Origin of the sequence: Corynebacterium nuruki S6-4 (assembly GCF_007970465.1) — a bacterium.
Lineage (GTDB): Bacteria > Actinomycetota > Actinomycetes > Mycobacteriales > Mycobacteriaceae > Corynebacterium > Corynebacterium nuruki.
In genome coordinates, this window is sequence record NZ_CP042429.1 from 2,568,994 (window position 1) to 2,595,241 (window position 26,248).

27 protein-coding genes are annotated in these 26,248 nt (G+C 69.8%); 17 read left to right on the forward strand and 10 right to left on the reverse strand.

The genetic code is table 11. From position 1 onward, the window contains the following. Window positions 1-2: 2 nt before the first annotated feature. Genes FSW06_RS11445 through FSW06_RS11460 form a run of 4 tightly spaced genes read right to left on the reverse strand, consistent with a single transcriptional unit; the run spans window position 3 to window position 3,766 of the window. The gene (locus FSW06_RS11445; protein WP_010120360.1) at window positions 3-1,058 is read right to left on the reverse strand and encodes a phosphotransferase family protein; all 1,056 of its coding nucleotides are present in this window, start codon (window positions 1,056-1,058) and stop codon (window positions 3-5) included. A 4-nt stretch (window positions 1,059-1,062) separates the two neighbouring features. Continuing rightward, complete coding sequence (locus tag FSW06_RS11450; protein WP_010120359.1) at window positions 1,063-2,271, reverse strand: acyl-CoA dehydrogenase family protein; 1,209 nt, start codon at window positions 2,269-2,271, stop codon at window positions 1,063-1,065. A gap of 7 nt (window positions 2,272-2,278) precedes the next feature. Continuing rightward, window positions 2,279-3,064 (reverse strand): SDR family oxidoreductase, encoded by a 786-nt coding sequence (locus tag FSW06_RS11455; RefSeq protein ID WP_010120358.1) that lies wholly within the window; start codon window positions 3,062-3,064, stop codon window positions 2,279-2,281. Window positions 3,065-3,091: 27 nt separating this feature from the next. Then, on the reverse strand, window positions 3,092-3,766 hold the full coding sequence (locus FSW06_RS11460) for a TetR/AcrR family transcriptional regulator (RefSeq protein WP_010120357.1): 675 nt from the start codon (window positions 3,764-3,766) through the stop codon (window positions 3,092-3,094). Window positions 3,767-3,834: 68 nt separating this feature from the next. Here FSW06_RS11460 and FSW06_RS11465 point away from each other — a divergent pair, with 68 nt between their 5' ends. Both FSW06_RS11465 and FSW06_RS11470 read left to right on the forward strand, forming a co-directional pair. Further along, on the forward strand, window positions 3,835-4,323 hold the full coding sequence (locus tag FSW06_RS11465; protein WP_010120356.1) for a DUF1648 domain-containing protein: 489 nt from the start codon (window positions 3,835-3,837) through the stop codon (window positions 4,321-4,323). Between the two features lie 82 nt (window positions 4,324-4,405). After that, the gene (locus FSW06_RS11470) at window positions 4,406-5,212 is read left to right on the forward strand and encodes a tyrosine-protein phosphatase (RefSeq protein ID WP_010120355.1); all 807 of its coding nucleotides are present in this window, start codon (window positions 4,406-4,408) and stop codon (window positions 5,210-5,212) included. On the opposite strand, the gene FSW06_RS11475 is transcribed toward FSW06_RS11470, so the two are convergent. Then, window positions 5,189-5,593 (reverse strand): antitoxin HicB, encoded by a 405-nt coding sequence (locus FSW06_RS11475; protein WP_244946810.1) that lies wholly within the window; start codon window positions 5,591-5,593, stop codon window positions 5,189-5,191. The genes FSW06_RS11470 and FSW06_RS11475 overlap by 24 nt on opposite strands. Before the next feature lie 196 nt (window positions 5,594-5,789). Continuing rightward, window positions 5,790-5,933: a hypothetical protein gene (locus FSW06_RS14570; RefSeq protein ID WP_158005215.1), complete on the reverse strand. Its 144-nt coding sequence runs from the start codon at window positions 5,931-5,933 to the stop codon at window positions 5,790-5,792. Between the two features lie 80 nt (window positions 5,934-6,013). Between FSW06_RS14570 and FSW06_RS11485 the strand changes: the two genes are divergently transcribed. Beyond that, complete coding sequence (locus tag FSW06_RS11485) at window positions 6,014-6,514, forward strand: GNAT family N-acetyltransferase (protein ID WP_010120352.1); 501 nt, start codon at window positions 6,014-6,016, stop codon at window positions 6,512-6,514. Between the two features lie 94 nt (window positions 6,515-6,608). On the opposite strand, the gene metE is transcribed toward FSW06_RS11485, so the two are convergent. Next, complete coding sequence (gene metE, locus FSW06_RS11490) at window positions 6,609-8,960, reverse strand: 5-methyltetrahydropteroyltriglutamate--homocysteine S-methyltransferase (RefSeq protein WP_010120350.1); 2,352 nt, start codon at window positions 8,958-8,960, stop codon at window positions 6,609-6,611. A gap of 466 nt (window positions 8,961-9,426) precedes the next feature. Here metE and FSW06_RS11495 point away from each other — a divergent pair, with 466 nt between their 5' ends. From FSW06_RS11495 to FSW06_RS11515, 5 genes are read left to right on the forward strand one after another with little or no spacing between them, the layout of a single operon-like run. Beyond that, a complete protein-coding gene (locus FSW06_RS11495) occupies window positions 9,427-10,164 on the forward strand; it encodes a hypothetical protein (RefSeq protein WP_010120348.1) in 738 nt (245 codons plus the stop codon). Next, a complete protein-coding gene (locus FSW06_RS11500; RefSeq protein WP_010120347.1) occupies window positions 10,161-10,853 on the forward strand; it encodes an energy-coupling factor transporter transmembrane component T in 693 nt (230 codons plus the stop codon). The genes FSW06_RS11495 and FSW06_RS11500 overlap by 4 nt, the downstream gene beginning before the upstream one ends. A 51-nt stretch (window positions 10,854-10,904) precedes the next feature. Then, window positions 10,905-11,333, forward strand: coding sequence for an OsmC family peroxiredoxin (locus FSW06_RS11505; protein WP_010120345.1), 429 nt, complete (start codon window positions 10,905-10,907; stop codon window positions 11,331-11,333). Window positions 11,334-11,393: 60 nt separating this feature from the next. Beyond that, window positions 11,394-13,388, forward strand: coding sequence for a fructose-specific PTS transporter subunit EIIC (locus FSW06_RS11510; protein ID WP_010120343.1), 1,995 nt, complete (start codon window positions 11,394-11,396; stop codon window positions 13,386-13,388). Then, window positions 13,385-14,518, forward strand: a complete 1,134-nt coding sequence (locus FSW06_RS11515; protein WP_010120341.1) for an ATP-binding cassette domain-containing protein — start codon at window positions 13,385-13,387, stop codon at window positions 14,516-14,518. The genes FSW06_RS11510 and FSW06_RS11515 overlap by 4 nt, the downstream gene beginning before the upstream one ends. On the opposite strand, the gene FSW06_RS11520 is transcribed toward FSW06_RS11515, so the two are convergent. Further along, the gene (locus tag FSW06_RS11520; protein WP_010120339.1) at window positions 14,519-15,004 is read right to left on the reverse strand and encodes an Hsp20/alpha crystallin family protein; all 486 of its coding nucleotides are present in this window, start codon (window positions 15,002-15,004) and stop codon (window positions 14,519-14,521) included. 238 nt (window positions 15,005-15,242) lie between these two features. Between FSW06_RS11520 and FSW06_RS11525 the strand changes: the two genes are divergently transcribed. From FSW06_RS11525 to FSW06_RS11565, 9 genes are all read left to right on the forward strand, one after another. After that, window positions 15,243-16,193 (forward strand): TauD/TfdA dioxygenase family protein, encoded by a 951-nt coding sequence (locus tag FSW06_RS11525; RefSeq protein ID WP_010120338.1) that lies wholly within the window; start codon window positions 15,243-15,245, stop codon window positions 16,191-16,193. Then, window positions 16,190-16,831, forward strand: coding sequence for an ABC transporter permease (locus tag FSW06_RS11530; RefSeq protein WP_010120336.1), 642 nt, complete (start codon window positions 16,190-16,192; stop codon window positions 16,829-16,831). The genes FSW06_RS11525 and FSW06_RS11530 overlap by 4 nt, the downstream gene beginning before the upstream one ends. After that, window positions 16,828-17,982 (forward strand): ABC transporter ATP-binding protein, encoded by a 1,155-nt coding sequence (locus FSW06_RS11535; RefSeq protein WP_010120334.1) that lies wholly within the window; start codon window positions 16,828-16,830, stop codon window positions 17,980-17,982. Before FSW06_RS11530 ends, FSW06_RS11535 begins: the two co-directional genes overlap by 4 nt. Then, entirely contained in the window at window positions 17,979-18,719 is a 741-nt protein-coding gene (locus FSW06_RS11540) for an ABC transporter permease (protein ID WP_010120333.1), read from the forward strand. The genes FSW06_RS11535 and FSW06_RS11540 overlap by 4 nt, the downstream gene beginning before the upstream one ends. Beyond that, entirely contained in the window at window positions 18,716-19,678 is a 963-nt protein-coding gene (locus FSW06_RS11545) for a glycine betaine ABC transporter substrate-binding protein (RefSeq protein WP_010120331.1), read from the forward strand. The genes FSW06_RS11540 and FSW06_RS11545 overlap by 4 nt, the downstream gene beginning before the upstream one ends. A gap of 19 nt (window positions 19,679-19,697) precedes the next feature. Then, complete coding sequence (locus tag FSW06_RS11550; RefSeq protein WP_010120330.1) at window positions 19,698-20,771, forward strand: LLM class flavin-dependent oxidoreductase; 1,074 nt, start codon at window positions 19,698-19,700, stop codon at window positions 20,769-20,771. Between the two features lie 26 nt (window positions 20,772-20,797). Next, complete coding sequence (gene purT / locus FSW06_RS11555; RefSeq protein ID WP_010120329.1) at window positions 20,798-22,009, forward strand: formate-dependent phosphoribosylglycinamide formyltransferase; 1,212 nt, start codon at window positions 20,798-20,800, stop codon at window positions 22,007-22,009. Between the two features lie 8 nt (window positions 22,010-22,017). Then, window positions 22,018-22,689 (forward strand): pentapeptide repeat-containing protein, encoded by a 672-nt coding sequence (locus FSW06_RS11560; protein WP_010120328.1) that lies wholly within the window; start codon window positions 22,018-22,020, stop codon window positions 22,687-22,689. A gap of 116 nt (window positions 22,690-22,805) precedes the next feature. Next, window positions 22,806-24,461 carry an HNH endonuclease signature motif containing protein gene (locus FSW06_RS11565; protein WP_010120327.1) on the forward strand — a complete coding sequence of 552 codons (1,656 nt, stop codon included), beginning with the start codon at window positions 22,806-22,808 and terminating at the stop codon, window positions 24,459-24,461. A 120-nt stretch (window positions 24,462-24,581) separates the two neighbouring features. Here FSW06_RS11565 and FSW06_RS11570 read toward each other — a convergent pair whose 3' ends face one another. Both FSW06_RS11570 and trhO read right to left on the reverse strand, forming a co-directional pair. Next, window positions 24,582-25,322, reverse strand: a complete 741-nt coding sequence (locus FSW06_RS11570) for a RidA family protein (RefSeq protein ID WP_029449455.1) — start codon at window positions 25,320-25,322, stop codon at window positions 24,582-24,584. Then, on the reverse strand, window positions 25,319-26,236 hold the full coding sequence (gene trhO / locus FSW06_RS11575; RefSeq protein ID WP_010120325.1) for an oxygen-dependent tRNA uridine(34) hydroxylase TrhO: 918 nt from the start codon (window positions 26,234-26,236) through the stop codon (window positions 25,319-25,321). Before trhO ends, FSW06_RS11570 begins: the two co-directional genes overlap by 4 nt. Window positions 26,237-26,248 lie beyond the last annotated feature (12 nt).

Sequence of the window (26,248 nt, forward strand, 5' to 3'; positions counted from 1 at the left end):
GGCTACAGCCCGGCGGCGTCCGCCACCCGGGTCGCCCCGGCGATGAGCGCGTCGACGGTCTCCGGGACCGGGGCCCCGGCCGCCGCCGCGTTCTCCGGGGTCTCGGCGACCCGTCGGATGACCCCCTCGACGATGACCGCCACCTTCCACAGCCCCAGGACGTGCCAGAAGTCCAGCGCGGCCCGCGACCGGCCGGTGGCCGCCAGGTAGCGGTCGGCGAGCTCGTCGGGGCCGGGGAACCCGTCAGCGAGGGCGGCGTCGAACCCGGGCAGGTTGGGGCCCTGCCGGGTCGGCCAGTAGGACAGCAGCGAGCCGATGTCGGCCAGCGGGTCGCCGAGGGTGGTGAGTTCCCAGTCGACGACCGCGTTGACCCTGCCGGTCGACTCGTCGACGATGATGTTACCCAGGTGCAGGTCACCGTGGACGAGGACGGTCTCGGTCTGCTCGGGGACCGCATCGGCCAGCCGGGCGGTGAGGGCGTCCAGCGCCGGGAGTTCGCGCGTCTTCGTCTTCTCCCACTGCCCGGCCCAGCGCCGCAGCTGGCGGGGCGCGTAGGGCTTGTGGGAGGCCAGGTCGGACAGTCCGGTCTCGTCGAGGTCGACGGCATGGACGGCGACCATCGCGTCGATCAGTCCGTCCGCGGCGGTCCGGCGGGCGTCCGGCGTCAGGCGCTGCGCCGCCTCCCGGGAGTTCAGTGAGGTCCCCGGCACCGCGGACATGGCGATGACCGGCACGTCGCCGGCCCCGTCACCGGTCCCGCCGCCCCCGTCGGACAGCGTGGTGGCGCCGTGGATCGTCGGGACCGGGACGTCGGTGTCCGCCAGGGCGGCCATGATCCGGCCCTCGCGCAGCACGTCGTGGGCGGAGGCGGTGAGGTGCCCCAGTGGCGGGCGACGCACCACGACGGAGTGTCCGGCACCGTCGGTGGCGCGGTAGGTGAGGTTGGACTGGCCGGCGCCGATGCGGGTCAGGGTCAGCGGGCCGTCGCCGGTGATCCCGCTGCCGGGCAGTCCGGCCAGCCAGTCACCGAGTCCGGGGAGGTCGAGGGGGTCGGTCATGGTCTCACCTGTACTTCCGCAGTTCGGCCCGGGCGATGGTCATGAGGTGCACTTCGTCGGGGCCGTCGGCGAAGCGCAGCGTCCGCAGTCCGGCGTACATGCCGGCCAGCGGGGTGTCGTCGGTGACGCCCTCCCCACCGAACACCTGGATGGCCGCGTCGACGACCTCGAGGGCGACCCGGGGTGCGAGGACCTTGATCGCGGCGATCTCCTGGCGGGCGGCCTTGTTGCCCACGGTGTCCATCAGCCAGGCGGCCTTCATGGTCAGCAGCCGGGCGGATTCGATGCTGATCCGCGCCTCGGCGATCCGGTCGCGGATGTTGTCGCGGTCGGCGAGTTTCTTCCCGAAGGTCGTGCGGGACTCCGCCCGGCGGCACAGCAGCTCCAGGGCACGTTCGGCGATGCCGATCGAGCGCATGCAGTGGTGGATCCGGCCGGGCCCGAGCCGGTCCTGGGAGATGCGGAAGCCTTCGCCTTCCCCGCCGAGGATGTCCGTGTCGGGGACGAAGACGTCGTCGAAGCTGATCTCGGCGTGCCCTTCGCGGTCGTGGTAGCCGAAGACGGGCAGGTTGCGTTCGACCGTCACACCGGGGGCGTCGGCGGGGACGACGAGCATGGACTGCTGGCGGTGCCGGTCGGCGTCCGGGCTGGTCTTCCCCATGACGATGAGGACGCCGAGGTGCGGGTGCATGCCGTTGGAGCTGAACCATTTGCGGCCGGTGAGCCGGTAGCCGCCGTCGACGCGGCGGAAGTCCATGGCGATGTTCGTGGCGTCCGAGGAGGCGACGCCGGGTTCGGTCATGCAGAACGCGGAGCGGATCTCCCCGCGCAGCAGCGGTTCAAGGTACTTCTCGCGGTGTTCGGGGGTGCCGTAGAGCTCGAGGATCTCCATGTTGCCGGTGTCCGGGGCGTTGCAGTTGCAGGCCTCGGGGGCCAGGCCGATGCTGTGGCCCATGATCTCGGCGAGGGGGGCGTATTCGGTGTTTGTCAGGGCGGGGACGTTGTCGCCCTCGTGCGGGTGGAAGAGGTTCCACAGGCCGCGTTTCTTCGCCTCCTCCTTCAGTTCGGCGAGGACGGCGGGGAAGTGGTGGGGGTCGCCGGATTCGCGGATCTGCTGTTCGGCGACCGGTTCGGCCGGGTACACGCACTCGTCCATGAAGGCGGTCAGCCGGGCCTGGTAGTCGAGGCTGCGGTCGGTGTTGCTGAAGTCCACGGCAGGCCTACTTTCCGACGGTTCCGACGAGCTCGCCGCCGTCGACGACGAGGTTGGAGCCGGTGATCCAGCTGCTGGTGGGGGAGGCGAGGAAGGCGACGGCATCGGCGATGTCGGCCGGTTCCCCGATCCTGCCGAGCGGGGAGCCGGCGGCGACGGCGGCCTCGTGTTCCTTCCACAGGGCCTCGGACAGCCGGGTGCGGACCACCCCGGGGCAGACGGAGTTCACCCGGACGGCGGGGCCGAGTTCGCGGGCGAGCTGTTCGGTGAGGTGGAGCAGGGCGGCCTTCGAGGCGTTGTACACCCCGATGCCGTCCTCCATGGTCAGGGCGCCGATGGAGCAGATGTTGACGATCGCGCCGGTCTCCTCCGCCCCGAGTCCGGCGGTGAGGGCGGCCCGGGTCCAGATGGTGGGGCCGGTGACGTTGATCTCGAAGACCTTCGCGACCAGTGCGGGGTCTTGGTCGGCGACGGGGCCGTAGGCGGGGTTGGTGCCGGCGTTGTTGACGAGCACGTCGAGGCGTCCGGTACGGGCCACGGCGGTCGCGCAGACGGATTCGGCGGCGTCCGGGTCGGCGACATGGCCGGCGAGACCGGTGACGCTGCCGGCGCCGGCGAGTCCGGCGAGTTCGGTGGTGATCTGGGCTGCAGCGGCTTCCGCGGCGTCCTGCTTCCGGGAGGTGAGGAAGACGTCGGCGCCGGAGGCGGCGAGCAGCGTGGCGGTGGCGTGGCCGATGCCGCGGCTGCCGCCGGTGACGACGGCGGTGCGGCCGGTGAAGTCGTAGGTGGTCATGTCGGCCACCGTACTATGAATCGTGATTCAATTCACCGGTTCGGCGTCTGTCCCGGACAGCCCCAGCGTGCGCAGCCAGAGCAGGTCCGCGGTCGCGCACAGCCGGTCGAACGTTTCATCGGTGTCCGGGAACCGGCCGTCGACCCAGGTCAGGTACGCCATCCGGGAGACCGCGGCCGACAGTGCCACCGCCGTCATCTCCGGATCGGCGACCGTCACCCCACCGAGATCGCACAACCGCCCGATCAACCGGGTGTTGCGGTCGATGAACCCGTCCGCCCGGTGCAGCCGCTGCCGGCTGAACTGTTCCTCGGCCTGCGCGACCTCCTCCATCAGGGCCATGACGTCTCGGTTCTCCCGGTAGGACGCCAGATACGCCCGGTTCGTCGCACTGATCTGCTCCGCCGGGGACCCGTGGTGGCCCGCCGCCCCGGCCCGGCCCGCGGCGCGCATCTCCTCCTCCACCCCGGTGAGGACGGCGGAGAGCAGGGCGTCCCGGTCAGCGAAGTAGGTGTACAGCGTGCCCACCGAGCAGCCGGCTTCCGCGGCGACCGCGGTGAGTCTGGTGTTCCGGTGCCCGTCGCGCAGGAAGACGGTGCGGGCCGCGGAGAGGATCTCCGCCCGGCGCCGGCCGGCACGGCTGTCGGCGGCCGGGGGATCGGTGTGTGCGGCGTGTGCAGTGTGCGCGGTGTGCTCGGCCATACCGCGCATCGTATCGGTCCGGCCGGCTCCGGGGGAGCGACCGGCCCACCTGTTAGCCTGTGGAGATGATGAGCGGCACAGCGGCAGGAGAGAAGAAAAACGACACCGGGCCGGTGACGCTCTGGCTGCGGCGGGTGACCCTGGTCGCCGCGGCGGCGGTGACCGTGTGGGTGCTGGTCCGCTATCCGTCGGCGCCGGACACGGTCCCGGTCCACTTCGCTGCCGGCGGGGAGGCCGACGAGTGGGGGTCGAAGTCGACGGTGCTGTGGCTCTCGCTGATCATGCTGGTGATGATCGGCGGCATCCACTGGCTCTCGTACCGCCCGGACGCCCCCTGGGTGAACTATCCGAAACCGCTCACGGTGGTCAACGCCCCGGCGATGTACCGCGCCGGTGAGCAGATGATGGTCTGGCTCAATGCGGGCCTCGTGGTGCTCTACGCCGGGCTCGCCGGCGCTGTCCTCTCGGGGGCGGATATCCTGCTGTTCCTCATCCCCGGCTTCGTCCTCCTGGGCGGTGGGCTGGTCGTCGGCATCGTGAAGATGGTCCGGGCCTGATCGGTCCCCGGCCGGCACGGCACCGGGTAGGCTCCGTAGCCAGTTGCCGGCCCGTTGCCTGATTCCTGCGAGAGGACGCCCGATGAACATTCCCGGACTCCCCAATTTCCGTGACCTCGGCGGTCACCGCACCAGTCACGGCACGGTCATCGCGCCGGGGGCGCTGTTCCGCTCGGTCGACCTCAGCCGGCTGGAACCCGCCGGCGGCGAGGCGCTCGGTGCCCTCGGCATCCGGCGGATCATCGATCTGCGGACCACTGTCGAGGTGGAGAAGCGTCCGGACCGGCTGCCGGAGCGGATGAGCAGCCGGCACCTCGATGTTCTGGCGGATGCCGGTGCGGCGGCCGGCGCTCAGGTGGGGCGCATCATGGAGGATCCGCGTCGGCTCACCGAGGTGCTCGGCGGCGGGGCCGCCCGGGACCGGATGGCCGCGACCTACCGCGACATTGTGTCGATGCCGAGCGCGCTGCGCAGTTACCGGGAGCTGTTCCTCGGGTTCGCCGGGGATGCCGGCGCCGGCGGCGTCCTGTTCCACTGCACGACCGGCAAGGACCGCACCGGGTGGGCGGCCGCCTCGCTCATGCTGCTGCTCGGGGTGGATGAGGACGCCGTGACGGAGGACTACCTGCGCACCAATGCCGATCTGCTGCCGGCGATGCAGCCGGTGCTCGACCGGTTCGCCGGGCAGGGCGGCGACCCGGATGTCCTGCTGCCGGTACTGGGGGTGCAGGAGGAGTACCTGCGCACCGCGCTCGACGAGGTCGAGGTGCGGTTCGGCGGCATCCGCGGCTACGCGACCGACGGGCTCGGACTGACGGAGCAGGACATCGACCGGCTGGCCGCCGCGGTCACCGTGGACGCCGGTTCAGGCGGTGGTGGTCTTCGGTGAGAGAAGCTGGGACACCCGCCCACGGCTGACGCCGAGGAGGGTCGCCGAGTCGGTGACGCTGAACCCCTCGTCACGGAGCCGTCGCGCTACCCGGCGGATCTGCGCGGCGGCATCTGCCTGGGCTGCAGCTGCGGCGGCAGTGGCCTCTCTGCTCTCGGTGATCTGGTCGGACAGATCACCGATCTCCGGCACGACATCGACCTGCACAGTGGAGTGGTCGGTGTCGGGGTCGAGCGTGTCGAGGTAGTCGCGAACCTGGTCGGTGGCATCAGACAGGTACCGGGTTGACGTGGCGTTGTCGTCGTCGATGATGAGGTCCCAGCCGCCGGACCACTTCCGGGCATGAACGGAGATGTGGTTGTCGGTGTACATGTCAGTCATCCCTTCGTGATGCGTTCGATGGCTTTGAGGGCATTGCGTGTGACCGCCGGAGACACTTCCCGCGTCCGGGTGATGATGACCGGCCGGTCCAGGCATGGGGCAGTCCAGACTTCGTGGTCGCCTTTGCCCTGTCGCGTCCGGACGAAACCGGCTGCATGAAGACGTTGAACGAGATCACGGTACTTCATGGGTCTGGTCACAAGCCGGATTTTATGCCCCCTATAATATCACCGTCAAGGGGGGATAACATCATGAAGAAGATCCACGAGTCGAGGGCCGTGACGGTGCTCACCGCCGCGAACGAGGCGGCGTCCAGCAGGGTGGCGGCGATATAGAGCACGCAAAAAGTATAAAGGGTATAAAGCGTGCAAAAGTCCCGCCGCTGCCGTCCCCGCTGCACCGGTGCGTAGCATCACCGGCATGACTGAACGCACCCTCCCGGACGGCGCCGTCGTCCGCCCCGCCGAACCGCAGGACGTCGCCGGCATCCTCGACTGCATCCACGCCCTCGCCGTGTACGAGAAGGAGCCGGACGCCGTGGAGAACACGGTGGAGATGCTCACCGACACCCTGTTCGGCGAGAACCCGCAGGCCTTCGCCCATGTCGTGGTGGTCGACGACGAGATCCGCGGTATCGCCCTGTGGTTCCTGTCCTACTCGACCTGGACCGGACGCCACGGCATCTGGCTGGAGGACCTCTTCGTCCACCAGCAGTTCCGCGGCTCCGGCTACGGCACTGCACTGCTGGCGTCTCTCGCCGAGATCTGCGTGGACCGCGGGTACACCCGGCTGGAGTGGACGGTGCTGGACTGGAACGCCCCGTCGATCGCCTTCTACCGGTCCCTCGGTGCCCAGCCGCAGGACGAGTGGACCACGCAGCGGCTCGTCGGCACCGACCTCACGGCGCTGGCGGCCCGGTAGGCGTCCGCCATACAGAAATCCTCACCGCCCCGGGAACGCTGTCAGGCTGACAACGTTCCCCGGAGGGTGAGGATTTCCGGGGGTGGGCCGGGCGCTACGCGTTGACCGAGGCGCGGGCCTTCTGCGCGGCGGCGACGAGCACCTTGATCGAGGCGGTGGTCTCGTCCCAGCCGCGGGTCTTCAGACCGCAGTCGGGGTTGACCCACAGCTGCGAGGCGGGGACGGCGTCCAGCGCGTCGGACAGCAGCGTGTCGACCTCGGACTGCTCCGGGACGCGCGGGGAGTGGATGTCCCAGACGCCCGGGCCCACGCCCAGCTCGAAGCCGGAGTCACGCAGGGCGTGCAGCACCTGCATGCCGTTGCGGGCGGCCTCGATGGAGGTGACGTCGGCGTCCAGGTCGCCGACGGTGCCGATGAGCTCGTTGAACTCGGAGTAGCACATGTGGGTGTGGATCTGGATGTCGTCGGCGACACCGGAGGTGGCCAGGCGGAAGGCGCCCACGGCCCACTTCAGGTAGGCCGGCTGCTGGGCGCGGCGCAGCGGCAGCAGCTCGCGGATGGCGGGCTCGTCGACCTGGATGATCTTCGCGCCGGCGTCCACGAGGTCGTCGATCTCGTCGCGCAGGGCGAGGGCGACCTGGTCGGCGGTGGTGCCGAGCGGCTGGTCGTCGCGCACGAAGGACCAGGCGAGCATGGTGACCGGACCGGTGAGCATGCCCTTGACGAACTTGTCGGTGAAGGACTGCGCGATCTTGAACCACTCGACGGTCATGGCCGCCGGGCGGGTCACGTCACCGAACAGGATCGGCGGCCGGACGCACCGGGAGCCGTAGGACTGGACCCACGCCAGGTCGGTGGAGTGGTAGCCCTCGAGCTGCTCGGAGAAGTACTGCACCATGTCGTTGCGCTCGGGCTCGCCGTGGACGAGCACGTCGAGGCCGAGGGCCTCCTGGCGTCCGATGACGTCCTTGATCTCGGCGACCATCGCGTCGTGGTACTGCGCCTCGGTGATGTCGCCCTTGCGCAGCTTCGCGCGCGCCTGGCGGATCTCGGTGGTCTGCGGGAACGAGCCGATGGTGGTGGTCGGCAGCGGCGGCAGGTTCAGTTCCTTGGCCTGCACCTCGCGGCGCTGGTCGAAGGAGTTGCGGTGCCGGTCGGCCTCGGTGATGGCACCGGTGCGCTGCCGCAGTGCGGCGTTGCGGGTGCGCTCCGAGCTGCGGCGGGACGCCACGGCCTCGTGGGCCTCGGCGACGGCGGCGTCATCCTCGGCGGTCTCCTCGCCACGCAGGGCGCGGGACAGCAGGGCGACCTCGGCGATCTTCTCGGCGCCGAAGGCGAGCCAGCTGCGCAGCTCGGCGTCGTCGTCGAGGCTGGTCTCCTGGGCGAGGGAGTAGGGGACGTGCAGCAGCGAGGAGCTGGTGGACACGCCCACCGGGCCGCGGGCGGCCAGGGCCTTGAGGGTCTGCAGGGCGCGGGCCAGGTCGGTGCGCCAGATGTTGCGGCCGTCGACGACACCGGCGAGCAGCTGCTCCTCACCGGTCCAGGACGGGAGCAGGGCCTCGTCGGCGATGTTGGTGTCGTCGGCCTGGCGCTCGTCGGTGCGTCCGGTGACGAGGTCGACGCCGAAGGCGGCGATACCGGTGCCGGACAGGGTCTTGACGGCCAGGTCGCCGTCGCCGAAGTAGGTCTGGACCAGCAGGGCGGTGTCGCCGGCGGCGGCGACGAGCTTCTCGTAGCCGGCGCGGGTGCGGGCCAGCAGGTCGGCCTTGCGGGTCTCGTCCTTGTCGACGTCGGTGACGAGGTAGGGCTCGTCGAACTGGACCCAGGCGGCGCCGCGCTCGGCGATCCGCGGCAGCAGGCGGGCGTAGGCCTCGAAGATCTCCTCGAGGTGGACCAGGGCGTCCGAGCCGTCGGTGGTGCGGGCCAGCGCCAGGTAGGTCAGCGGGCCGATGAGGACCGGGCGGGCGGCGGTGCCGCGGGTGACCTGGTCGGCGAGGTCGGTGAGCAGGGCGGCGTCGTCGAGGCGGAACTCGGTGTCGGCGGCGAGCTCGGGGACGATGTAGTGGTAGTTCGTGTCGAACCACTTGGTCATCGCGGAGGCGGGCAGCTCGGCGGTGCCGCGGGCGGCGGCGAAGAGCCGGTCGACGTAGGCGGGCAGGCCGTCGTTGTCGTGGTCGGCGACGTCGGCGACGCGCTCGGGCAGGGCGCCGAGCAGGGCGGAGGTGTCGAGCATCGAGTCGTAGAAGCTGCGGCCGATGGTGGGGACGGAGTCCAGGCCGGCGCCGGCGATGAGGTCGGCCTGCTGGTTGACCAGCTGGGTCGCGACGGTGGCCAGGTTGCGGCCGGTCGAGGCGTCCTTCCAGTAGGTCTCGAGGGCCTTCTTGAGCTCGCGCTTCGGGCCGATGCGCGGAACCCCGGCGACGGTGGCGTTGATCTGTGCGGTCACAAATGATCCTTCACATGTGGATGTACGGTTCTCGCCGTCGGTGCGAGGTCACGTGCCGCCCCGCCCCCGGTGCATGTGAATGCCCCGGGTGGACCGCACGCCACGGACCTGTGGTCCGCAGGTTCCGCCTCGTCCGGGGCTCCAGGAGGGGAACTCGACTCTCGTCGACTGCTTGGTCGCAAAGGTAACCAGTAGACCGCTCAGTCTGTCAAGTCGCCCGGCACTGTACCGGTCAAGTGGGGGAGGGGGACACCGGCCGGTATTCTCGTCACCATGTGGCCGGTGTACAGCGGAAACCAGTACCGGGACGCCCTCGCGCAGGCCGCCGCCGCCGTCGCCTTGCCCCGGTGACCCGCGACTGGGCACAATGAGCACGTCAACACCGCATGCGGCGTCCCCGAGGTGACATACGGGCCGCCGCGGCACACCCGTCCGAATACCCAGGAAGCCCAACCCCGTGCGTCCCTTGTCACGCCCTGTCCGCCTCACGCTGGTCAGCATCAGCGTCGTCCTGTTCGTCATCACCTGGCTCTGGCTCGTCCTCAGCCAGCCGCAGGACTCGGACTTCTCCTCGATGGCGGACTCCCGCTCCACCACCGTCGCCCTCATCGGCTTCCTCGTCCCCACGCTGCTGTCGCTCGTCGCCGTGGTCCCCACCCTCCCGGTGCGGACCCTGTCGCTGATCCCGGTGGCCCTGGTGCTCAACATCGTCATCGGCCAGGTCGTCGGCACGATGGGCCTGCCGCTGCCGCTCTACCTCGACTCCTTCGGCACGGTGCTCGTCGCCGTCCTCGCCGGCCCGGCCGCGGGCCTGGCCACCGGTGGCCTGTCGAGCATCGTGTGGGGCGCGTTCAACCCGACGATCATCTGCTTCGCCGCCGGCTACGCGATGATGGGCCTGGCGGTCGGGCTGCTGCGGAAACTGTGGCTGTCGTCCTGGTGGAAGGTGGTCCTCGCCGGGATCGTGCTCGGTTTCCTGTCCGGCCTGGTCTCCGCCCCGGTCGCGAACTTCATCTTCGGCGGTACCGCCGGTACCGGCACGGGTCTGCTGGTCAGTGCCTATGAGGGGCTCGGCGCCTCGCAGACCACGGCGGTGTTCCTGCAGTCGTGGACCTCGGATCCGATCGACAAGATCATCGTCTTCCTCGTCATCTGGGTGGTGGTGCGGTCCCTGCCACGGCGGACGGTGGACACCTTCGCATGAACCCGCTGACCCCGCTGGTCGCCGCCGGCTGCGCGATCGTCACCGTCATGGTGCTCCACAGTCCGTGGGTCTCCGCGGTCTTCCTGGCCGGTGCGGTCGTCCTCGGCCTCCTCGCCGGACGCCGCCACCGCCGCGCCCTGGTCGCCGGTCTCGTCATGTCGGTGCCCGCCCTGGTCTCCTACGTGCTGATCTACGCCCCCTTCGGCGACCACGAGATCGCCCGCCCGCTGATCCCGGTCACCTCCGACGGTCTGGCGGTCGCCGGGGACCTGGGACTGCGGTTCGCGGCCATGACCTGCGCAGGTCTGGTGCTCGCCTCGTTCGTCGACGCGGACGCCCTGATGCGCACCCTGCAGCTGCGGATCCCTGCCCCGCTGGTCTACATGACCGGCTCGGTGGTGCGGCTGCTGCCGATGGCGCAGCAGCGGTGGCGGACGATCCGGCAGGTGCAGGCGTCCCGCGGGGTGGACGTGACCACCTGGCGGTCCCGCGGGTCGGTGGTGCTGCCGCTGATCGTCGGTCTCATCAACGATGCGGCGACCCGGTCGCGTCCGTTGCAGCGCACCGGCATCGGTGAGCCGGGCCCGCGGACCGTCCTGGTGGCGGTGCCGGACCGGCGGGTCGAACGCGTGGGCCGGTGGCTGCTGGTCCTGGTCGCCGTCGCGGCCGTGGTCACCGCCGTGCTGTGACGCGTAACCTGGCGGGCACCACCACCACCGATACCGTCCGAGGAGGACATCATGCCGAAGCCGTCCGTCAGCGAAGCCGCCGCCCACTGGGAGGGCACCCTGTTCGAGGGGTCCGGCTCTGCCAGCCTGGAGACCTCGAAGGTCGCGACCTTCGACACGAACTGGAAGGCCCGTACCGAAGCCGGTGCCGGGACGACGAACCCGGAGGAGCTGCTGGGTGCCGCCCTGGCCTCCTGCTACACGATGCAGCTCGCCAACGGTCTGGCGGAGGACGGCCACCCGGCGACCGCCCTGGACGCCCGCGCCGCCGTCACCTTCGACCTCGCCAAGGGCGGGATCACGCAGATCACGTTGACCATTCACGGTGACGTCCCCGGCCTCACCGCCGACGAGTTCCGGGAGAAGGCCCGCTGGGCCAAGGACACCTGCCCGGTCTCCACCGCGCTGAAGTCCGTGCCGAAGGAACTGCGCTTCGAGTAGCGACGTCGGGGGTCGTCGAGGGGGCGGCGCCGCAGGCGTCGGCTCCGTACTCTCGGCCCCATGACTTCACCGGAGACACCACAGGAGAAACCGCCGCTGGTCCTGGCGATCACCGCCTGCCCCACCGGCATCGCCCACACCTACATGGCCGCCGAGAACCTGGAGGCCGCCGCGCAGGAGGCCGGGGTCCGCGTCCGCGTGGAGACCCACGGCTCCATCGGGGTGGAGCACGCCTTCACCGACGCGGAGATCCGGGATGCCGCGGCCGTCGTCATCGCGGCGGACACCACCGTCGACACCACCCGCTTCGCCGGGAAACGGCTGGTCTCCACCGGCGTCGACGAGGGCATCCGGAAACCGGTGGAACTGCTGCGGTCGGCGCTGGAGGCCCCGGTCGCCACGGCCGCCGACGCCGCAGACTCCGCAGCCGGTGCGACCGCGTCCGGCGACACCTCGCAGGACGCCGACCGGCCGTTCCTGCGCCGCCTCGGCGACGACCTGTACAAGGCGCTGATGAACGGCGTCTCGCACATGATCCCCTTCGTCGTCACCGGCGGTCTCCTCATCGCCGTCGCCCTGTCGATCGGCGGTGAACCGACCCCGGAGGGGCTCGCGATCCCGGAGGGCAGCTTCTGGGACGACCTCAACCAGCTCGGCACACTCGCCTTTTCCCTGATGGTGCCGGTACTGTCCGGCTACATCGCCATGGCCATCGCGGACCGCCCGGGCCTGGCGCCCGGGTTCATCACCGGCCTGGTGGCCGTCACTGGCGAGCTCTACAACTCGGAAGCGAACGCCGGCTTCCTCGGCGGTATCGTCACCGGCATCCTGTCCGGCTATGTTGCCCTGGCGATCCGGAAGATCCCGGTGCACAAGTACATCCAGCCGATCTGGCCGATCATCGTCATCCCGGTGGGGACGACCCTCATCGTCGGACTGCTGTTCATCTACCTGCTCGGCCATCCCATCGCGGACCTCTTCGACGCGATGACCCGGTGGCTCGAGGGACTGCAGGGGTCCTCGGTGCTGCTGCTCGGGGCGATCATCGGCGCGATGATCGCCTTCGACATGGGCGGTCCGCTGAACAAGACGGCCTTCCTGTTCTCCGGTGGTCTGATCGCCACCGGCAACGCCGCCCCGATGGGTATGGCGGCCGCCGCCATCGCGGTCCCGCCGATCGCCGCCGGGGTGACGACACTGCTGGCCCGCCGGCGGTTCAACAAGTCGGAGCGGGACGCCGGTATCGCGGGCCTGTTCATGGGCTTCTTCGGCATCTCGGAGGGGGCGATCCCGCTGGCGGTGGCGCGGCCGGTCCAGATCATCCCGGCGAACGTCGTCGGTGGTGCGGTGGCCGGTGCGTTGGCGGGCCTGACCGGGGTGGAGGACAACGTCATGCACGGCGGCCCGATCGTCGCGGTGCTCGGCGCGGTGGAGGGGATCGGCTGGTTCTTCCTCGCCCTGGTGGCCGGTGTCGCGGTGACCTCGGTGGTCTCCCTGCTGCTCATGGCGGTGACGACCGGGACCCCGGCCAGCGCCGAACCCCCGACCGACCTCATCGACACCGGCACGGTCCTGCTCGGCACCACCGTCGCCGACCGGGACGCCGCGGTCCGTGCGCTGGCGGGCGCGGCAGCGGACGCCGGACGTCTCGCGGCACCGGGGGTGGTGGCTGCGGCGCTGGCCCGGGAGGAGAAGTCCACCACGGCGGTCGGCCACGGGGTGGCGATCCCGCACGCGCGGACCGCCGATGTCACGGTCCCCACCCTGGCCTTCGCCCGGCTCGCCGACCCGGTGGACTGGGACGCCCCGGACGGGGCCCCGGTGGACCTCGTCTTCCTCATCGCCGTCCCGGAGGACGCCGGGAAGCAGCACCTGAAGATCCTGGCGAAGCTCGCCCGGGCACTGATGAAGGAGGACTTCCGGGAGTCGCTGCGCGCCGCCGGGTCCGCGGCGCAGATCGTGGCGTTGGTCGACGACCTGGGCGTGGCGGATATCGCGGCAGGTGCCACAGCCGGCACAGCCGGCACAGCCGCCACTGGTACTGTCGATGCATGATCGAGCGCTTCATCTGGGGGGATTCCGGCTCCGGCCTGTCGGACCACGCCTGGTGGACTGCCGGGGAGACCGGTGCGGCCTGGGTCGGTAACGATGCCTCGGCGCACCTGTCCCTGCTGCGGTCGACGGTACGGGAGGAACTGGCCTTCGGGATGGAGCAGCAGGGCGTCCCCGCCCCGGAGATGGCGCGGCGGATCGACGCTGCCGAGCGGACCTGGGGGCTGACGGACCTGGCGGACCGGGATCCGTCCCGGCTCTCCACCGGGCAGACGCGCCGGGTCGCGGTCGCCGCCGCGCTGCTGCGTGACCCGGGTGCTCTCGTTCTCGACTGTCCCCTCGACGGTCTGGACGCCCCGGCGGTGGACACGGTGCAGGCCACACTCGACCGGTTCGACGGTCCGGTGACCGTCTACGACCGGCTGCGCACCCCGCTGGCCGACGGTGCCCGTGAGGAACTGCGGCTCGTCGACGGGCAGCTCGTCCCCGCCGCGGCTCCGGTGCCGGAACTGCCCGCCGCGGCACCGGGTGCGGCGTCCGGGAAAGCGGTGCTGGACTGCGACATGACGGTCACCCGCGGCCGGTTCAGCGTGGCCGCGCGGCTCGTGGCGCGTGCCGGGGAGGTCACGCATCTGGCGGGGCCCAACGGTTCCGGGAAGACCTCGGTGATGCTGGCGGTCCTGGGGCTGGTGCCGTACACCGGCCGGCTGGTCGCGCCGACCGCGCCGACCCCGGGGTGGGCGCCGACGGGGATGGACGCCGCGTTCTCGAAGCGCACCGTCCGCCGGGAGCTCGCCGTCGGCACCGACCGCGACCATGCGGACGCGGCGCTGGAGTGGGTGGGGCTGCAGCGGTGGGCCGACGTCCACCCGCTCGACGTGCCGAGTTCACCGCGCCGGATGGTGGCGGTGGCGGCGGCGCTGGTCCGCGCCCCGGAACTGCTCATGCTCGACGAGCCGACGGTCGGGCTGGACGCGCCGGGGCACACCTGGCTGGCCCGGGTGATGCGGGAGTACGCGGCGGGGGAGTACCACCGGGCCCTCGACATGCCGACGGCCCGGCCGGCGGTGCTGTGGACCTGCCACAGTGCTCCCGTCGCCCGGGCCGTGAGTACGACCTCGGTCGTGCTCTAGTTACTTCTCGATTGCCTCGTCGGCCGTGCCCTCGTCGGACGCCGCCTCGATGGACTCGGCGTGGTTGACGGTGACCTTGCGGCTCTTCGCCTTCTCGGCGAAGGGCAGGGTCACGGTGAGCACGCCGTTGCGGTAGTCCGCCGAGATCGCCTCGGTGTCGACCGTGTCGCCCACGGTGACCTGACGGCGGTAGGAGCCGGTGAAGCGTTCGTTGGCGATCCACTTGACCCCGTCGGTCTCGCCCTCGGTGTGCTCCGGGGTGGTGGTGCGCTCGGCGGAGATGGTGAGGACGCCGTTGTCGATGTCGACGTCGATGCTCTTCGGGTCGACACCCGGCAGATCGGTGGTGAGTTCGTAGGACTCACCCTTCTTCACCAGGTCCATCGGCATGAACCGCGGGGTCCGGGAGTTCGCCGGGGTGTCGGCGAACAGCTCGCGGGCGACGTGGTCCAGCTGGGAGAAGGGGTCGAAACGGAACGTGGCCATGGTGTGTACCTCCAGGGATCGGGGTGTTGTCGGTGTTGCCCGAACTAGCTTACACCAGACTCAACTATGGGGGTGCGGGTTCTATTCCCGCCCGCCAAAGTTGAGTGCGGGTGATTCATGTCACGGTGAATGGAAGGGGCGCCGCATCATCGGGAGGGTGCCATAGTCGGGGCCACCGACAGACAGAGTGGTCTATATCGGCCACCGTCTGGCGTCCCGACGTCGAAAGGACCACACCATGACATCCACCCTGGTCACCGCACCGCGCACCGCGACCGTCACCCGCCTGACCCACAGCATCGGCGCCCGGATCGACGGCATCCGGCTCGACGGTGACCTCGACCCTGCGACCGTCGAGTGGCTGCGGACACAACTGGCGACCCACAAGGTGCTCATCATTCCCGGTCAGGACCACCTCACCGACGAATCCCAGTACGCCTTCGCCGCACTTCTCGGCACCCCGACCCTCGCCCACCCCACCGTCGTCAGCCACGGCCGCGACAACCTCGTCCTCGAGGGTGCGGCGAACGCCTGGCACACCGACGTCTCCTTCGTGGACCGGATCCCGAAGATCTCGGTCCTGCGCGGCGTCCAGCTGCCGGCCTACGGCGGAGCGACCGAATGGGCGAACACGGTCGCCGCCTACCGACGGCTGCCGGAGCCGTTGCGCGACCTCGCCGACAGGCTCTGGGCCGTGCACACCAACGACTACGACTACGCCGCGGCGAAGGACCGGGACGCCGTCGACTCCAGCGGCCTGTCCTACGCCGAGTTCACGAAGGTCCGGTTCGAGACCGAGCACCCGCTCGTCCACGTCCACCCCGAGACCGGGGAACGGTCGCTGCTGCTCGGCCAGTTCCTGTCCCACATCTCGGGACTGCGCCCTGAGGAATCGACGGATCTCGTCCGGATCTTCCAGAACCGGATCCTCAGGCCGGACAACACCCTCCGCTGGCACTGGTCGGCGGGCGACGTCGCAATCTGGGACAACCTCGCGACCCAGCATTACGGCGTCGCCGATTTCGGTGGTCAGACGCGGAAGAACCACAGAGTCACACTCGCGGGCCCGGTTCCCGTTAGCGTGGGCGGGGAACGATCCCGCATTCTGTCCGGCGACGCGAGTGAATACTCTGTCATCGACACGCCGCGTCCGCTGGTCGACTACCACGGAGACATCGCAGACCAGTGACCGAATTCATCGATTCGCGGTGGCAGGACATCCTGTTCCGTAGCTACCAGCACACGAGCCTGGTCATCCAGGCCGTCATCCTCGCCACCGTGATCGCCCTGGCGCTCGCCGTCCTCGTCACAACGTGGCGTCCGCTCACCCCGGTCGCCAACGCGTTGTCGGCGGTCGGGCTGACGATCCCAGGGCTGGCCCTGCTCGGCCTCATGATCCCGATCGTCGGTATCGGCACTCTGCCGTCGGTCATCATCGTCGTCTTCTACGCGGTCCTGCCGATCCTGCGTAACGCCGTGGTCGGGCTCGACAGTGTGTCGCCCGAACTGGTGGAGGCCGCCCGGGGCCAGGGGATGAGCACGGTCGCGGTGTTCTTCCGGGTCAGGCTCCCGCTGGCCTGGCCGGTGATCCTGACCGGAGTCCGGGTCTCCGCCCAGATGTCGATGGGCGTCGCCGCGATCGCGGCCTACGCCCTCGGCCCCGGGCTCGGCAGCTACATCTTCACCGGGCTGAGCCAGATCGGTAACGCCAACGCCCTGAACTACGCCCTGGTCGGGACCTTCGCGGTCGTCGTCCTGGCGCTCATCCTGGACGCCGTGCTCGCCCTGCTGGGCCGGCTGACGACCTCGAAAGGTATCCGCGCATGACGACAGCAGAACAGATCGCCACGGGCGCCGAGATCCGGCTCGTCGACGTCGTCAAGACGTACCCGGGCCAGCAGGATCCGGCGGTCGAAGGCGTCAGCCTGACGATCCCCGCCGGGGAGATCGTCATGTTCGTCGGTCCCTCGGGCTGCGGGAAGACCACCACCCTGAAGATGATCAACCGGCTGATCGAACCGACGTCGGGGAACATCTTCATCGACGGCGAGGACGTGACCTCCCGCAACCCCACCGAGCTGCGCCGCACCATCGGCTATGTCATCCAGGGTGGCGGCCTGCTGCCCCACCTGTCGGTGAAGGACAACGTCGGCCTGGTCCCGGGGCTCCTGAAGTGGCCGAAGAAGCGGATCGCCGAACGGGTGGATGAACTGCTCGACATGGTCGGACTGGATCCGGAGGTGTACCGCGACCGGTATCCCCGCGAGTTGTCCGGCGGTCAGCAGCAGCGCGTCGGTGTGGCCCGCGGCCTGGCGGCCGACCCGCCGGTGATCCTCATGGACGAACCGTTCGGTGCGGTCGACCCGATCACCCGGCAACGGCTGCAGGACGAACTGCTGAGCCTCCAGGAGGAGCTCCACAAGACAATCGTCATCGTCACCCACGACATCGATGAGGCGGTCAAGCTCGGCGACCGTATCCTCGTCCTCGGGGAGCAGGCGCGGATCGCCCAGTACGACGTCCCCGAGGCGGTGCTGGGCAACCCCGCGAGCGACTACGTCGCCGACTTCGTCGGCTCCGGCTCCAAACTCAAGCAGTTGTCGCTGTTGCGGGTCGCGGACGTCGGAACGGTGGAGCGGCCCACCGCCGTCGTCGGGGAGGACACCGCCACCGTGGTCGCACGCACCCGGTCCGCCGGGGAGAAGTCGGTCATCATCCTCGACGACCGGGGCCGGCCCCGGGACTGGGTCTGGGCCCGTTCCCTCGAGGGCGAGACGACGGTCCCCGAGCCGACCATCGAGCTGCAGACCACGGTGGACCACCGGGCGACCCTGAACGACGCACTCGATTCGATGCTCGTCTCCAGTCACGGTGGTGCGATCGTCACTGAACGGGGCCGGTACACCGGCGTGATCCTCTACGACGACGTCACCGCGAGGATCCGTGACGTCAACGGTCGCGAGGAGGAGCCGTCGTGAAGAATCTCTCCCGGGAGGACCGGATCCTGCTCATCGGGATCCCCGTCCTCGTCCTCGTCGTCTTCGCGGGCTGGGTCGTGTGGCGACAGACGGCTGATCTCGGCGACGTCGAGGCACGGCTCCTGGACTGGTCGAATGTCGGCTCGTTGACGTGGGAGCACCTCAAGTTGGTCGTGTATTCCGCGGTGCTGGTGATGGTGACGGCTGTTCCCGTCGGCGTCCTGCTGACCCGCCGTCGCACCGCGTTCCTGTCCCCGGTGGCCACGCTGCTCGGCAATATCGGGCAGTCCGCGCCGGTTGTCGGCGTCGTCGTGCTGCTGGCCATCTGGCTCGGTTTCGGAACCGGCACCGCGGTGCTGTCGTTGACGATCTACGGTTTCCTGCCGGTGCTGTCCAACACGGTCACCGGTCTGAAAGCCGTGGATCCCACCCTGGTCGAGTCCGCCCGGGGGATGGGAATGTCGCCCCGGCAGGTGCTGACCCGTGTCGAACTGCCGTTGGCGATGCCCGTGATCATGACGGGCGCGCGGACCGCACTGGTTCTGCTCGTCGGGGCAGGTGCCTTCGCCACGTTCATCGACGCCGGCGGTCTCGGCACCCTCATCCAGACCGGCATCACCCTCTACCGCTTCAGCGTGCTGGTGTCCGGCGCGATCCTCGTCGCACTCCTCGCTCTCGTCGTCGAGTGGGTGGGGCGGGTCCTGGAATCGGTCCTGACCCCGGAAGGAGCGGCATGACCGTCCTACGAAAGACCCTGGTGGCTGTCACCGCCGCATGTTCACTCGTCCTGGCGTCCTGCGGTCTCGGAAGCGCCGGCGGCTACACTCCGTCGGGGACGCTCGGCGGGCCCGTCAAGGATGTCGACCTGCACGGTGCGTCGGTCTCGGTCGGGTCGAAGAACTTCACCGAGCAGATCCTGCTGGGGAAGATGGCGACGATCCTGCTGAAGTCCGCGGGGGCGTCCGTAAAGGACATGACGAATGTCCCGGGTGCGGCGACCTCCCGGCAGGCCCAGCTCGACGGGGACATCGATTTCCAGTGGGAGTACACGGGCAACGGGTGGATCAACTACCTCGGCCACGACGATCCGATCCTCGACCCCGGCGAGCTGTACCGCGCGGTGCGGGACGGTGACCGGAAGAACGGGCTGGAGTGGCTGCCGCCCGGGGCGATGAACAACACCTACGGGTTCGCCGCGACGGATGCGACCGCGCAACGGCTCGGGGTGCACTCGTTGTCGGATGTGGCGAAGCTGCCGGCGTCCGAGCTGACATTCTGCGTGGAGTCCGAGTTCGCGAGCCGTAACGACGGTTTCGAGCCGATGCTCGAGGCCTACGGCATCTCGCCCGACGAGGTGAAGAAGTCGGTCATGGACACCGGGGCGGTCTACCAGGCGACGGCGGACGGTGACTGCAACTTCGGTGAGGTTTTCACCACGGACGGCCGGATCAAGGCGCTGGATCTGACGGTGATGGACGATGACCTGCCGTTTTTCCCGAAGTACAACCTCTCCGGCGTGGTCCGGCAGGACCTGCTGGACGCCCACCCCGGACTCGCGGACCTGTTCGCCCCGGTCGTGGCGAAGCTGGATGACCCGACCATGATCGACCTCAACGCCCGTATCGACGTCGACGGCGAGGAACCGGTCACTGTGGCGAAGGACTGGTTGACGGAACAGGGGTTCCTCACCGACTGAACAGGTTAAGCTCGGAAACATGTATCTCGGTATCCTTCCCACCAGCCCGTGGCAGCACCGTCAACTGTGGTCCGGCGAGGGTGCTTCGGCGGAGTTCGCGCAGCGCATCATGGACCCGGCCTTCCATCTGGAGCTCGCGCAACTGTGTGACCGGGCGGGACTGGATTTCCTCTATCTCCCGGACCGCAGCGCGACCTTCGGCGCGCCGTTCGACCCGTCCGCGGTGGAGAGCATGTTCGAACCCGTGACGGCCATGGCGTATCTCGCCGCAGGCACCCGGCGTATCGGCCTGGTGCCGACGGTGTCCACGACCTGGTCGGAGCCGTACACCGTGGCCCGGGAGCTGCTGAGCCTCGACCACCTGTCCGGGGGACGTGTGGGCTGGAACGCGAAAGCCTCCTACGCGGACCCGGAGCTCCCGAATTTCGCGCACCGCGGTGACTTCTCCCCGCTGCAGGCCCGCGAGCGGTACATGGAGTTCGTGCCGCTCGTCCAGAAGCTGTGGCGCTCGTGGGACCGGGACGCCGTCCTCGCCGACCCCGCCGCCGGCCTGTGGACCAGACCCGACAGCGTGCACCCGGTCTGCCACCGCGGTACGCACTTCGAGGTCGAGGGGCCGCTGAACATCGCCCCGTCCCCGCAGTACCACCCGCTGACGGTGATGGCGGGGCGGTCCGACGGCTTCCTGCGGCTCGCTGCGCGGGACGCCGATGTCGTCTTCACGTCCGTCGCCAGTGTGGAGGAGGCGACGGAGGTGAACAGCACGCTGCGGGGGCACCTGGCCGACCATCACCGCAGCGCGGGGTCGGCCCGGCTCATGCCGGGGCTCACGGTCGGGACCTCGCCGCACCCGGACAACAGCTTCCACCTCAGCGGCCGACCGGCGGACATCGCCGGTCAGATGGCGGAGATCGTCGAGGAGAGCGGTATCGACGGCTTCATCGTGCTGCCGACCCTGGTGCCCGACGACATCCGCTTCTTCGCGACGGAGGTCGTGCCGGAACTGCGCGCCACGGGGGTGGTCCCCGAGGTACCGCTGGACGCCGACGGGGGCGTCCGCCCCGGGACACTGCGCACCAACCTAGGACTCTGATAAGTGCCCTGGTAGCGTTTCATGGCATGTACACCCCGGACGCCATCGGCACCCCGAACAGCCCCAATGCCACGAAAGTCCTCCTGCTCGGATCAGGTGAACTCGGCAGGGAGGTGACGATCGCCCTGCAGCGCCTCGGCGTGGAGGTCCATGCCGTGGACCGGTACGAGGGGGCCCCGGCACAGCGGGTGGCGGACCACCACTACACGATCGACATGACGGACCCGCAGGCGGTCCGTGACCTCACCGAGCTGGTCCGTCCCGACTTCGTCGTCCCCGAGATCGAGGCACTGGCGACCGATGCCCTGCAGGAGATCGAGGACGACGGTCTCGCCACGGTCATCCCGACGGCCCGGACGACCCGCCTGACGATGAACCGTGAGGGGATCCGTACGCTCGCCGACCAGGAGCTGGGCCTGCCCAACTCGCGCCACGTGTTCGCCTCCAGCTTCGAGGAGTTCCAGGACGGCGTGCAGCAGATCGGCCTGCCGTGCGTGGTCAAGCCGGTGATGAGTTCGTCCGGCAAGGGCCAGTCCTACATCCGGACCACCGAGGACATCGCCCCGGCGTGGGACTACGCGATGAGCGGCGGACGGGTCCACTCCCAGCGCGTGATCATCGAGCAGTTCGTCCCCTTCGACTACGAGATCACCCTGCTCACCATCCGTTCCGTCGATCCCGCCACCGGCGAGCCGGCGACGTGGTTCTGCGAGCCGATCGGGCACCGTCAGGAGCGCGGCGACTACGTCGAGTCGTGGCAGCCCGCCCAGATGACCACCGAGGCCCTGGAGGCGGCACGGTCGGTCGCCGCCCGCATCACCGGTGCCCTCGGCGGCCGCGGGGTGTTCGGGGTGGAGCTGTTCATCAAGGGCAACGACGTCTACTTCTCCGAGGTCAGCCCCCGGCCGCACGACACCGGCATGGTGACGATGGGATCCCAGCGTTTCAGCGAGTTCGACCTGCACGCCCGCGCGATCCTCGGCCTGCCGATCGACACGACCCTCATCTCCCCCGGCGCCTCGGCGGTCGTCTACGGCGGGGTCGAGGGCGATGACCCGACCTACACCGGTCTGGCGGAGGCACTCGCCGTGCCCGAGACCGATGTGCGGATCTTCGGTAAGCCCGAGAGCCACGAGCGGCGGCGCATGGGGGTGGCGTTCTCCACGGCGGAGAACACCGACATCGCCCGGGAACGCGCGACGCAGGCCGCGGACGCCGTCCAGCTGCACGTGCGGTAGGACGCCCCGTGCCGGTCAGACAGCCACCTGTCGTCGCCCCGGACGTCACCCGCCTCGCGACCTCCGGGACGGGCCGTCTCGAGGAGACCGATCCGCTGGATCTCGGTCCCCGGGAGGATTACGAGCTTCTCCGTGTCGTGGACGGGGACATCTCCCGGGACCTCTCGGGCATCAGTCTCACGGACTGCCGGCTGGAGCGGCTGACCGCGCACGGTGCGGTTCTCACCGGTGCCCGGCTCACGGACACGATGCTGGTGGCGGTGACGGCGCCGTCACTGGCGGCGTCCCGCATGAGCCTGCAGGATGTCGTGATCCGCGACTCGCGGCTCGGTGCCGCGGAGATGTTCGACGGGGTTGTCCGCGGGCTCATTGTCGAGGGGTGCCGTATCGACTTCCTCAACCTGCGCGGCAGCACGCTGACCGATGTCCTGTTCCGGGACTGTCACATCGGTGACCTGGATCTGGGCGGCGCGCGGTCGGACCGGGTGGCGTTCGAGGGCTGTCGGGCGGATGCCGTGGACATGTCCGGTGCCCGGAACCGGAACGTCGATCTGCGGGGGTTGGAGATCGGGGGTCTGCGCAGTGTCGACGGTCTGGTGGGGACGACGATGTCGGCGATGCAGACGGCGCTGCTGGCGACCGTCTTTGCGTCGCATCTCGGGATCCGGGTGGAAGACTGACCGATCAGATGTTTGAGATTATTTCGAACAGGTGGTTGACTCTGTCCGGTGGGTGGGGTACTGTGTGACGTAGAGCACATCAGGAGAGGTCAGGCGGGGACCACCGGGAGGGGACCATGACCACCACACCACCCACCGACGACGACCACGGCAACAAGCACGGCAGGACCAATCGGCCCGACGGCGGGGACCATCCCCGCGGTGGTCGGCATATCCCGCACGGTACCGAACCGACCAGCGGCGAGACCTACAACAGTCTGTCGCAGAGGTTGGCCGGGCCGGTGAACACCGCCGAACTCACTCTCGTCGCCTTCCTCACCACCGTTGGCGCCGACGCCCGCCTGTCGGCGGCCCAGGCCGTCCGACGCCGCGGGCACCGCGAAGCGGTGTGCTACGCCCACGCCGCGGATCTGGCGGTGCGGATGCCGGCCCTGTTCGACCGTATGCGCGCCGACTCCCGCTACAGTGTCGAACACCTCGAGGTCATCTGGACCCGCATCAACCGGCACGCCCGCGCTCTCGCCGCCGCCGGAGACCAGTTGCCCGCCACCGTCGATGAGGCGGTCGCCACCCGGCTCGGTATGCAGATCACCCCGGACGGGACGGTGTGGTCGGTGCCCGCCCTCGGTGATGCCACCGACGGGATCCTCGCCGACGTCGCGCCGGTGCCGGTGGCCGACACCGAGGAGACTGAGCGAAAGACGGTGGGGCTGACGCGGCGGGGTACCCGGTTCACTCTGGAGTGCGGGGACCGGTCGGTCGCCGACGGGCTGTGGGAACCGTTGTCCGCCGCGGCGCTGGAGGTGCGTAAGGAGCTCCTGGTTGAGCAGGAGACCCTCCGGGCGCAGCAGGCGCGTGCGGCCGGAGAAACTGGGCCGGAGTCGGCTGAGTCGGAGGAGTCGGCGGAGTTGGTGGCGGCCCGTCGGATCGTCGACGGCATCATCAACCCGGCCGGCAACCCCGCCGACCCCGACTCCGGCGACGGTGTCGGCGTTCCGGAGGAGGAGCCGGTGGCGACGTTGGCGGATCCGTTGCCGGCGCCGGGGATGATCCGGTGTAGGGGTGAGGCGATGCTGAAGATTCTGGGTGGTCACCGTGACCAGTTGAAGGTCGTCGTCAACGTCTACACACCGAGAACCGACGACCCCGACGGACCCGGCGGCAACGGTGGCCCCGACGGTGGAGACACCGGCCCCACCGGCCCTGCCGGTGACGCTTCCGCCGCCGGCCCGGCCGGCCCGGGGACGGGTCCGGAGACTCCGGGTACTGCCCCGCAGCCCGGTCCGACCGGCCCCGCCTGTGGGCCAGGGTTCGTCATCGGCACCGGCTGGGTCTCCCCGGCCACCACCGCCACCCTGATCGAGGTCGCCGACCTGGTCCGCGACCTCCCCGACATCGAGGATCTCACCGACACCGGCTGCTACCGGTTCACCACCCTGCACCGGGCCACAGCGGTCGGCCGGGACGCCCGCTGCCGGTTCCCCGGCTGCACGGTGCCGGCCGACCGGTGCGAACTCGACCACATCATCAACTCACCGTTCACCGACCCGGACAGTGACGGGCCGACGAGCATCCGCAACTGCGCATGCCTGTGCCGGACCCACCACCAGTTGAAGACCAGGAAAATCTGGAAAGTCCACACTCCCGACGACGGGATCACCCTGCACTGGGCCGGCCCTGCCGGGGTCACCGCCACGACCGTGGCGTCGGGCCCGCTGGTCGCCGGGTGTGCCACCGGAACCGATCCCGGCGGGCCGGCACAGGCGGCCTGAACCAGGTCGCCCCCGGCGGGACCCCACCCACCGCCCCTGTCCCCACCCACCATGCGACGAGCCGACCCGGCGTCCGGAAAACCGGACGACCGGGACACACCCACGCGACAAAACAGGAGGTCAGTCGTCGCCGCGGAAGGCCTCGACCTCGACCTGGACCAGCCACCCCGCTGTCGGCAGGGAGGCGACGCCGACCGACGTCACGGTCGGTCGGGTGCGGTTGTCCTGGACCGGGTACGGCCCCTGCGATGTCGTCGTGGGGCCGGCACTCGTGGACGCCGACGGTTCAGTCGTTGCAGTCGTCGCCGCCGCCGGCCGCGCGGCAGCCGAAGGCGCAGTCGCCGACGTCGAGGCTGTCGGCTCCACCGACTCGGTGAACATCGACCCACCGGTCTCCAGATCGATGTTGGCGAAGTACCTCCGGTAGGCGCGGTTCCAGCCGTCGTAGTCGGTCCGGTCGCCGTCGGCGGTGAGATACGCGCGGACCGTGGCGACGTCGGTGAGCCCGAATTTGTTGTTTTCCAACTGGTCGGCGAGTTTGTCGAGGACCTGCAGCGCCTGGGCCTCGGTGACACTCATCCCCTCCGGCAGCTTCCCGTCCGGGCCGAGCAGTGCCGGATCGACATAGGCCATCGGATCGTCCGCGGGCAGCCGCGGATTCAGCCGGTCCGGGCCGAGGGCGGAGGACCGGAACTGGGCGGCATCCGGCGGGACGGACACCGCCGCGGCACGTGACTCGGATTCCCCGTCGGAACTGGTGCTGAACACCGTGTCGTCGACGGAACAGGCGGTGGCGCCGAGCGTGAGCGCTCCGGCTCCGAGCACTGCAGCGGCATGTCGGACAGTGCGGGGGTTCCTCATGGCTCCGATGGTACGAAACCTGCGGCCACGGTGGCGCACCGGTCTCGGCCGCAGTGGGCGGTGGCGGGGGAGGACGCACAGTCGTCGCAGAGCAGCACCATCTCGCGGCAGTCGCCGTTGATGCAGTTGTGGAACGTGTCCGTCGGGGTACCGCAGCGGATGCAGTGGCCGAGCCGGGCGGCGTCCGGCGAGAACTCCAGGTGCATCCGCCGGTCGAACACGTACAGCGACCCCTCCCACAGGCCGTCGTCGCCGAACTGCTCCCCGTACCGGACGATTCCGCCGTCGAGCTGGTAGACCTCGGAGAATCCGCGGTCCACCATGAGTTTGCTGAGTACCTCGCACCGGACGCCGCCGGTGCAGTAGGTCACCACCGGGCGGTCCCGGAGGTCGTCGTAGCGTCCGGAATCGAGTTCCCCGAGGAAGTCACGGGTGGTGGTGACGTCGGGGACGACGGCATTCCGGAAGTGCCCGATCTGCGCCTCCATGGCGTTCCGGCCGTCGAAGAAGACGACCTCGTCACCGCGCGCCGCGACGAGGTCGTTGACCTCGGCGGGGGAGAGGTGGACGCCGCCACCGACCACGCCGTCCTTGTCGACCTCGAGGTCGTCGGCGGCGCCGAAGGTGACGATCTCCTCGCGGACCTTCACCGAGAGCTTCGGGAAGTCGTCGGCGGAACCGGCCGACCACTTGAACTCCATGTCGTGGAAGCCGGGGTACTCGCGGGTCCGGCGGATGTAGGTCTTGACGGCGGCCAGAGAGCCGCCGACGGTGCCGTTGATGCCGTGCCGGCTGATGATGATGCGGCCCCGGAGGCCGAGTGACGCGCACAGGGTGCGCTGCCACAGCATCACCGCCGTCGGGTCGGCGACCGGGGTGAACCGGTAGTAGAGCAGGATCCGCGATTCAGTCACGCTGGTGAGTGT

Coding starts and splice junctions, on each gene's coding strand:
- FSW06_RS11445 (WP_010120360.1), bottom strand. CDS start 1,058: ATGACCGACCCCCTCGACCTCCCCGGACTCGGTGACTGGCTGGCCGGA.
- FSW06_RS11455 (WP_010120358.1), bottom strand. CDS start 3,064: ATGACCACCTACGACTTCACCGGCCGCACCGCCGTCGTCACCGGCGGC.
- FSW06_RS11460 (WP_010120357.1), bottom strand. CDS start 3,766: ATGGCCGAGCACACCGCGCACACTGCACACGCCGCACACACCGATCCC.
- FSW06_RS11465 (WP_010120356.1), top strand. CDS start 3,835: ATGAGCGGCACAGCGGCAGGAGAGAAGAAAAACGACACCGGGCCGGTG.
- FSW06_RS11470 (WP_010120355.1), top strand. CDS start 4,406: ATGAACATTCCCGGACTCCCCAATTTCCGTGACCTCGGCGGTCACCGC.
- FSW06_RS11475 (WP_244946810.1), bottom strand. CDS start 5,593: ATGACTGACATGTACACCGACAACCACATCTCCGTTCATGCCCGGAAG.
- FSW06_RS11485 (WP_010120352.1), top strand. CDS start 6,014: ATGACTGAACGCACCCTCCCGGACGGCGCCGTCGTCCGCCCCGCCGAA.
- FSW06_RS11500 (WP_010120347.1), top strand. CDS start 10,161: ATGAACCCGCTGACCCCGCTGGTCGCCGCCGGCTGCGCGATCGTCACC.
- FSW06_RS11505 (WP_010120345.1), top strand. CDS start 10,905: ATGCCGAAGCCGTCCGTCAGCGAAGCCGCCGCCCACTGGGAGGGCACC.
- FSW06_RS11510 (WP_010120343.1), top strand. CDS start 11,394: ATGACTTCACCGGAGACACCACAGGAGAAACCGCCGCTGGTCCTGGCG.
- FSW06_RS11515 (WP_010120341.1), top strand. CDS start 13,385: ATGATCGAGCGCTTCATCTGGGGGGATTCCGGCTCCGGCCTGTCGGAC.
- FSW06_RS11520 (WP_010120339.1), bottom strand. CDS start 15,004: ATGGCCACGTTCCGTTTCGACCCCTTCTCCCAGCTGGACCACGTCGCC.
- FSW06_RS11525 (WP_010120338.1), top strand. CDS start 15,243: ATGACATCCACCCTGGTCACCGCACCGCGCACCGCGACCGTCACCCGC.
- FSW06_RS11535 (WP_010120334.1), top strand. CDS start 16,828: ATGACGACAGCAGAACAGATCGCCACGGGCGCCGAGATCCGGCTCGTC.
- FSW06_RS11545 (WP_010120331.1), top strand. CDS start 18,716: ATGACCGTCCTACGAAAGACCCTGGTGGCTGTCACCGCCGCATGTTCA.
- FSW06_RS11550 (WP_010120330.1), top strand. CDS start 19,698: ATGTATCTCGGTATCCTTCCCACCAGCCCGTGGCAGCACCGTCAACTG.
- purT (WP_010120329.1), top strand. CDS start 20,798: ATGTACACCCCGGACGCCATCGGCACCCCGAACAGCCCCAATGCCACG.
- FSW06_RS11565 (WP_010120327.1), top strand. CDS start 22,806: ATGACCACCACACCACCCACCGACGACGACCACGGCAACAAGCACGGC.
- FSW06_RS11570 (WP_029449455.1), bottom strand. CDS start 25,322: ATGAGGAACCCCCGCACTGTCCGACATGCCGCTGCAGTGCTCGGAGCC.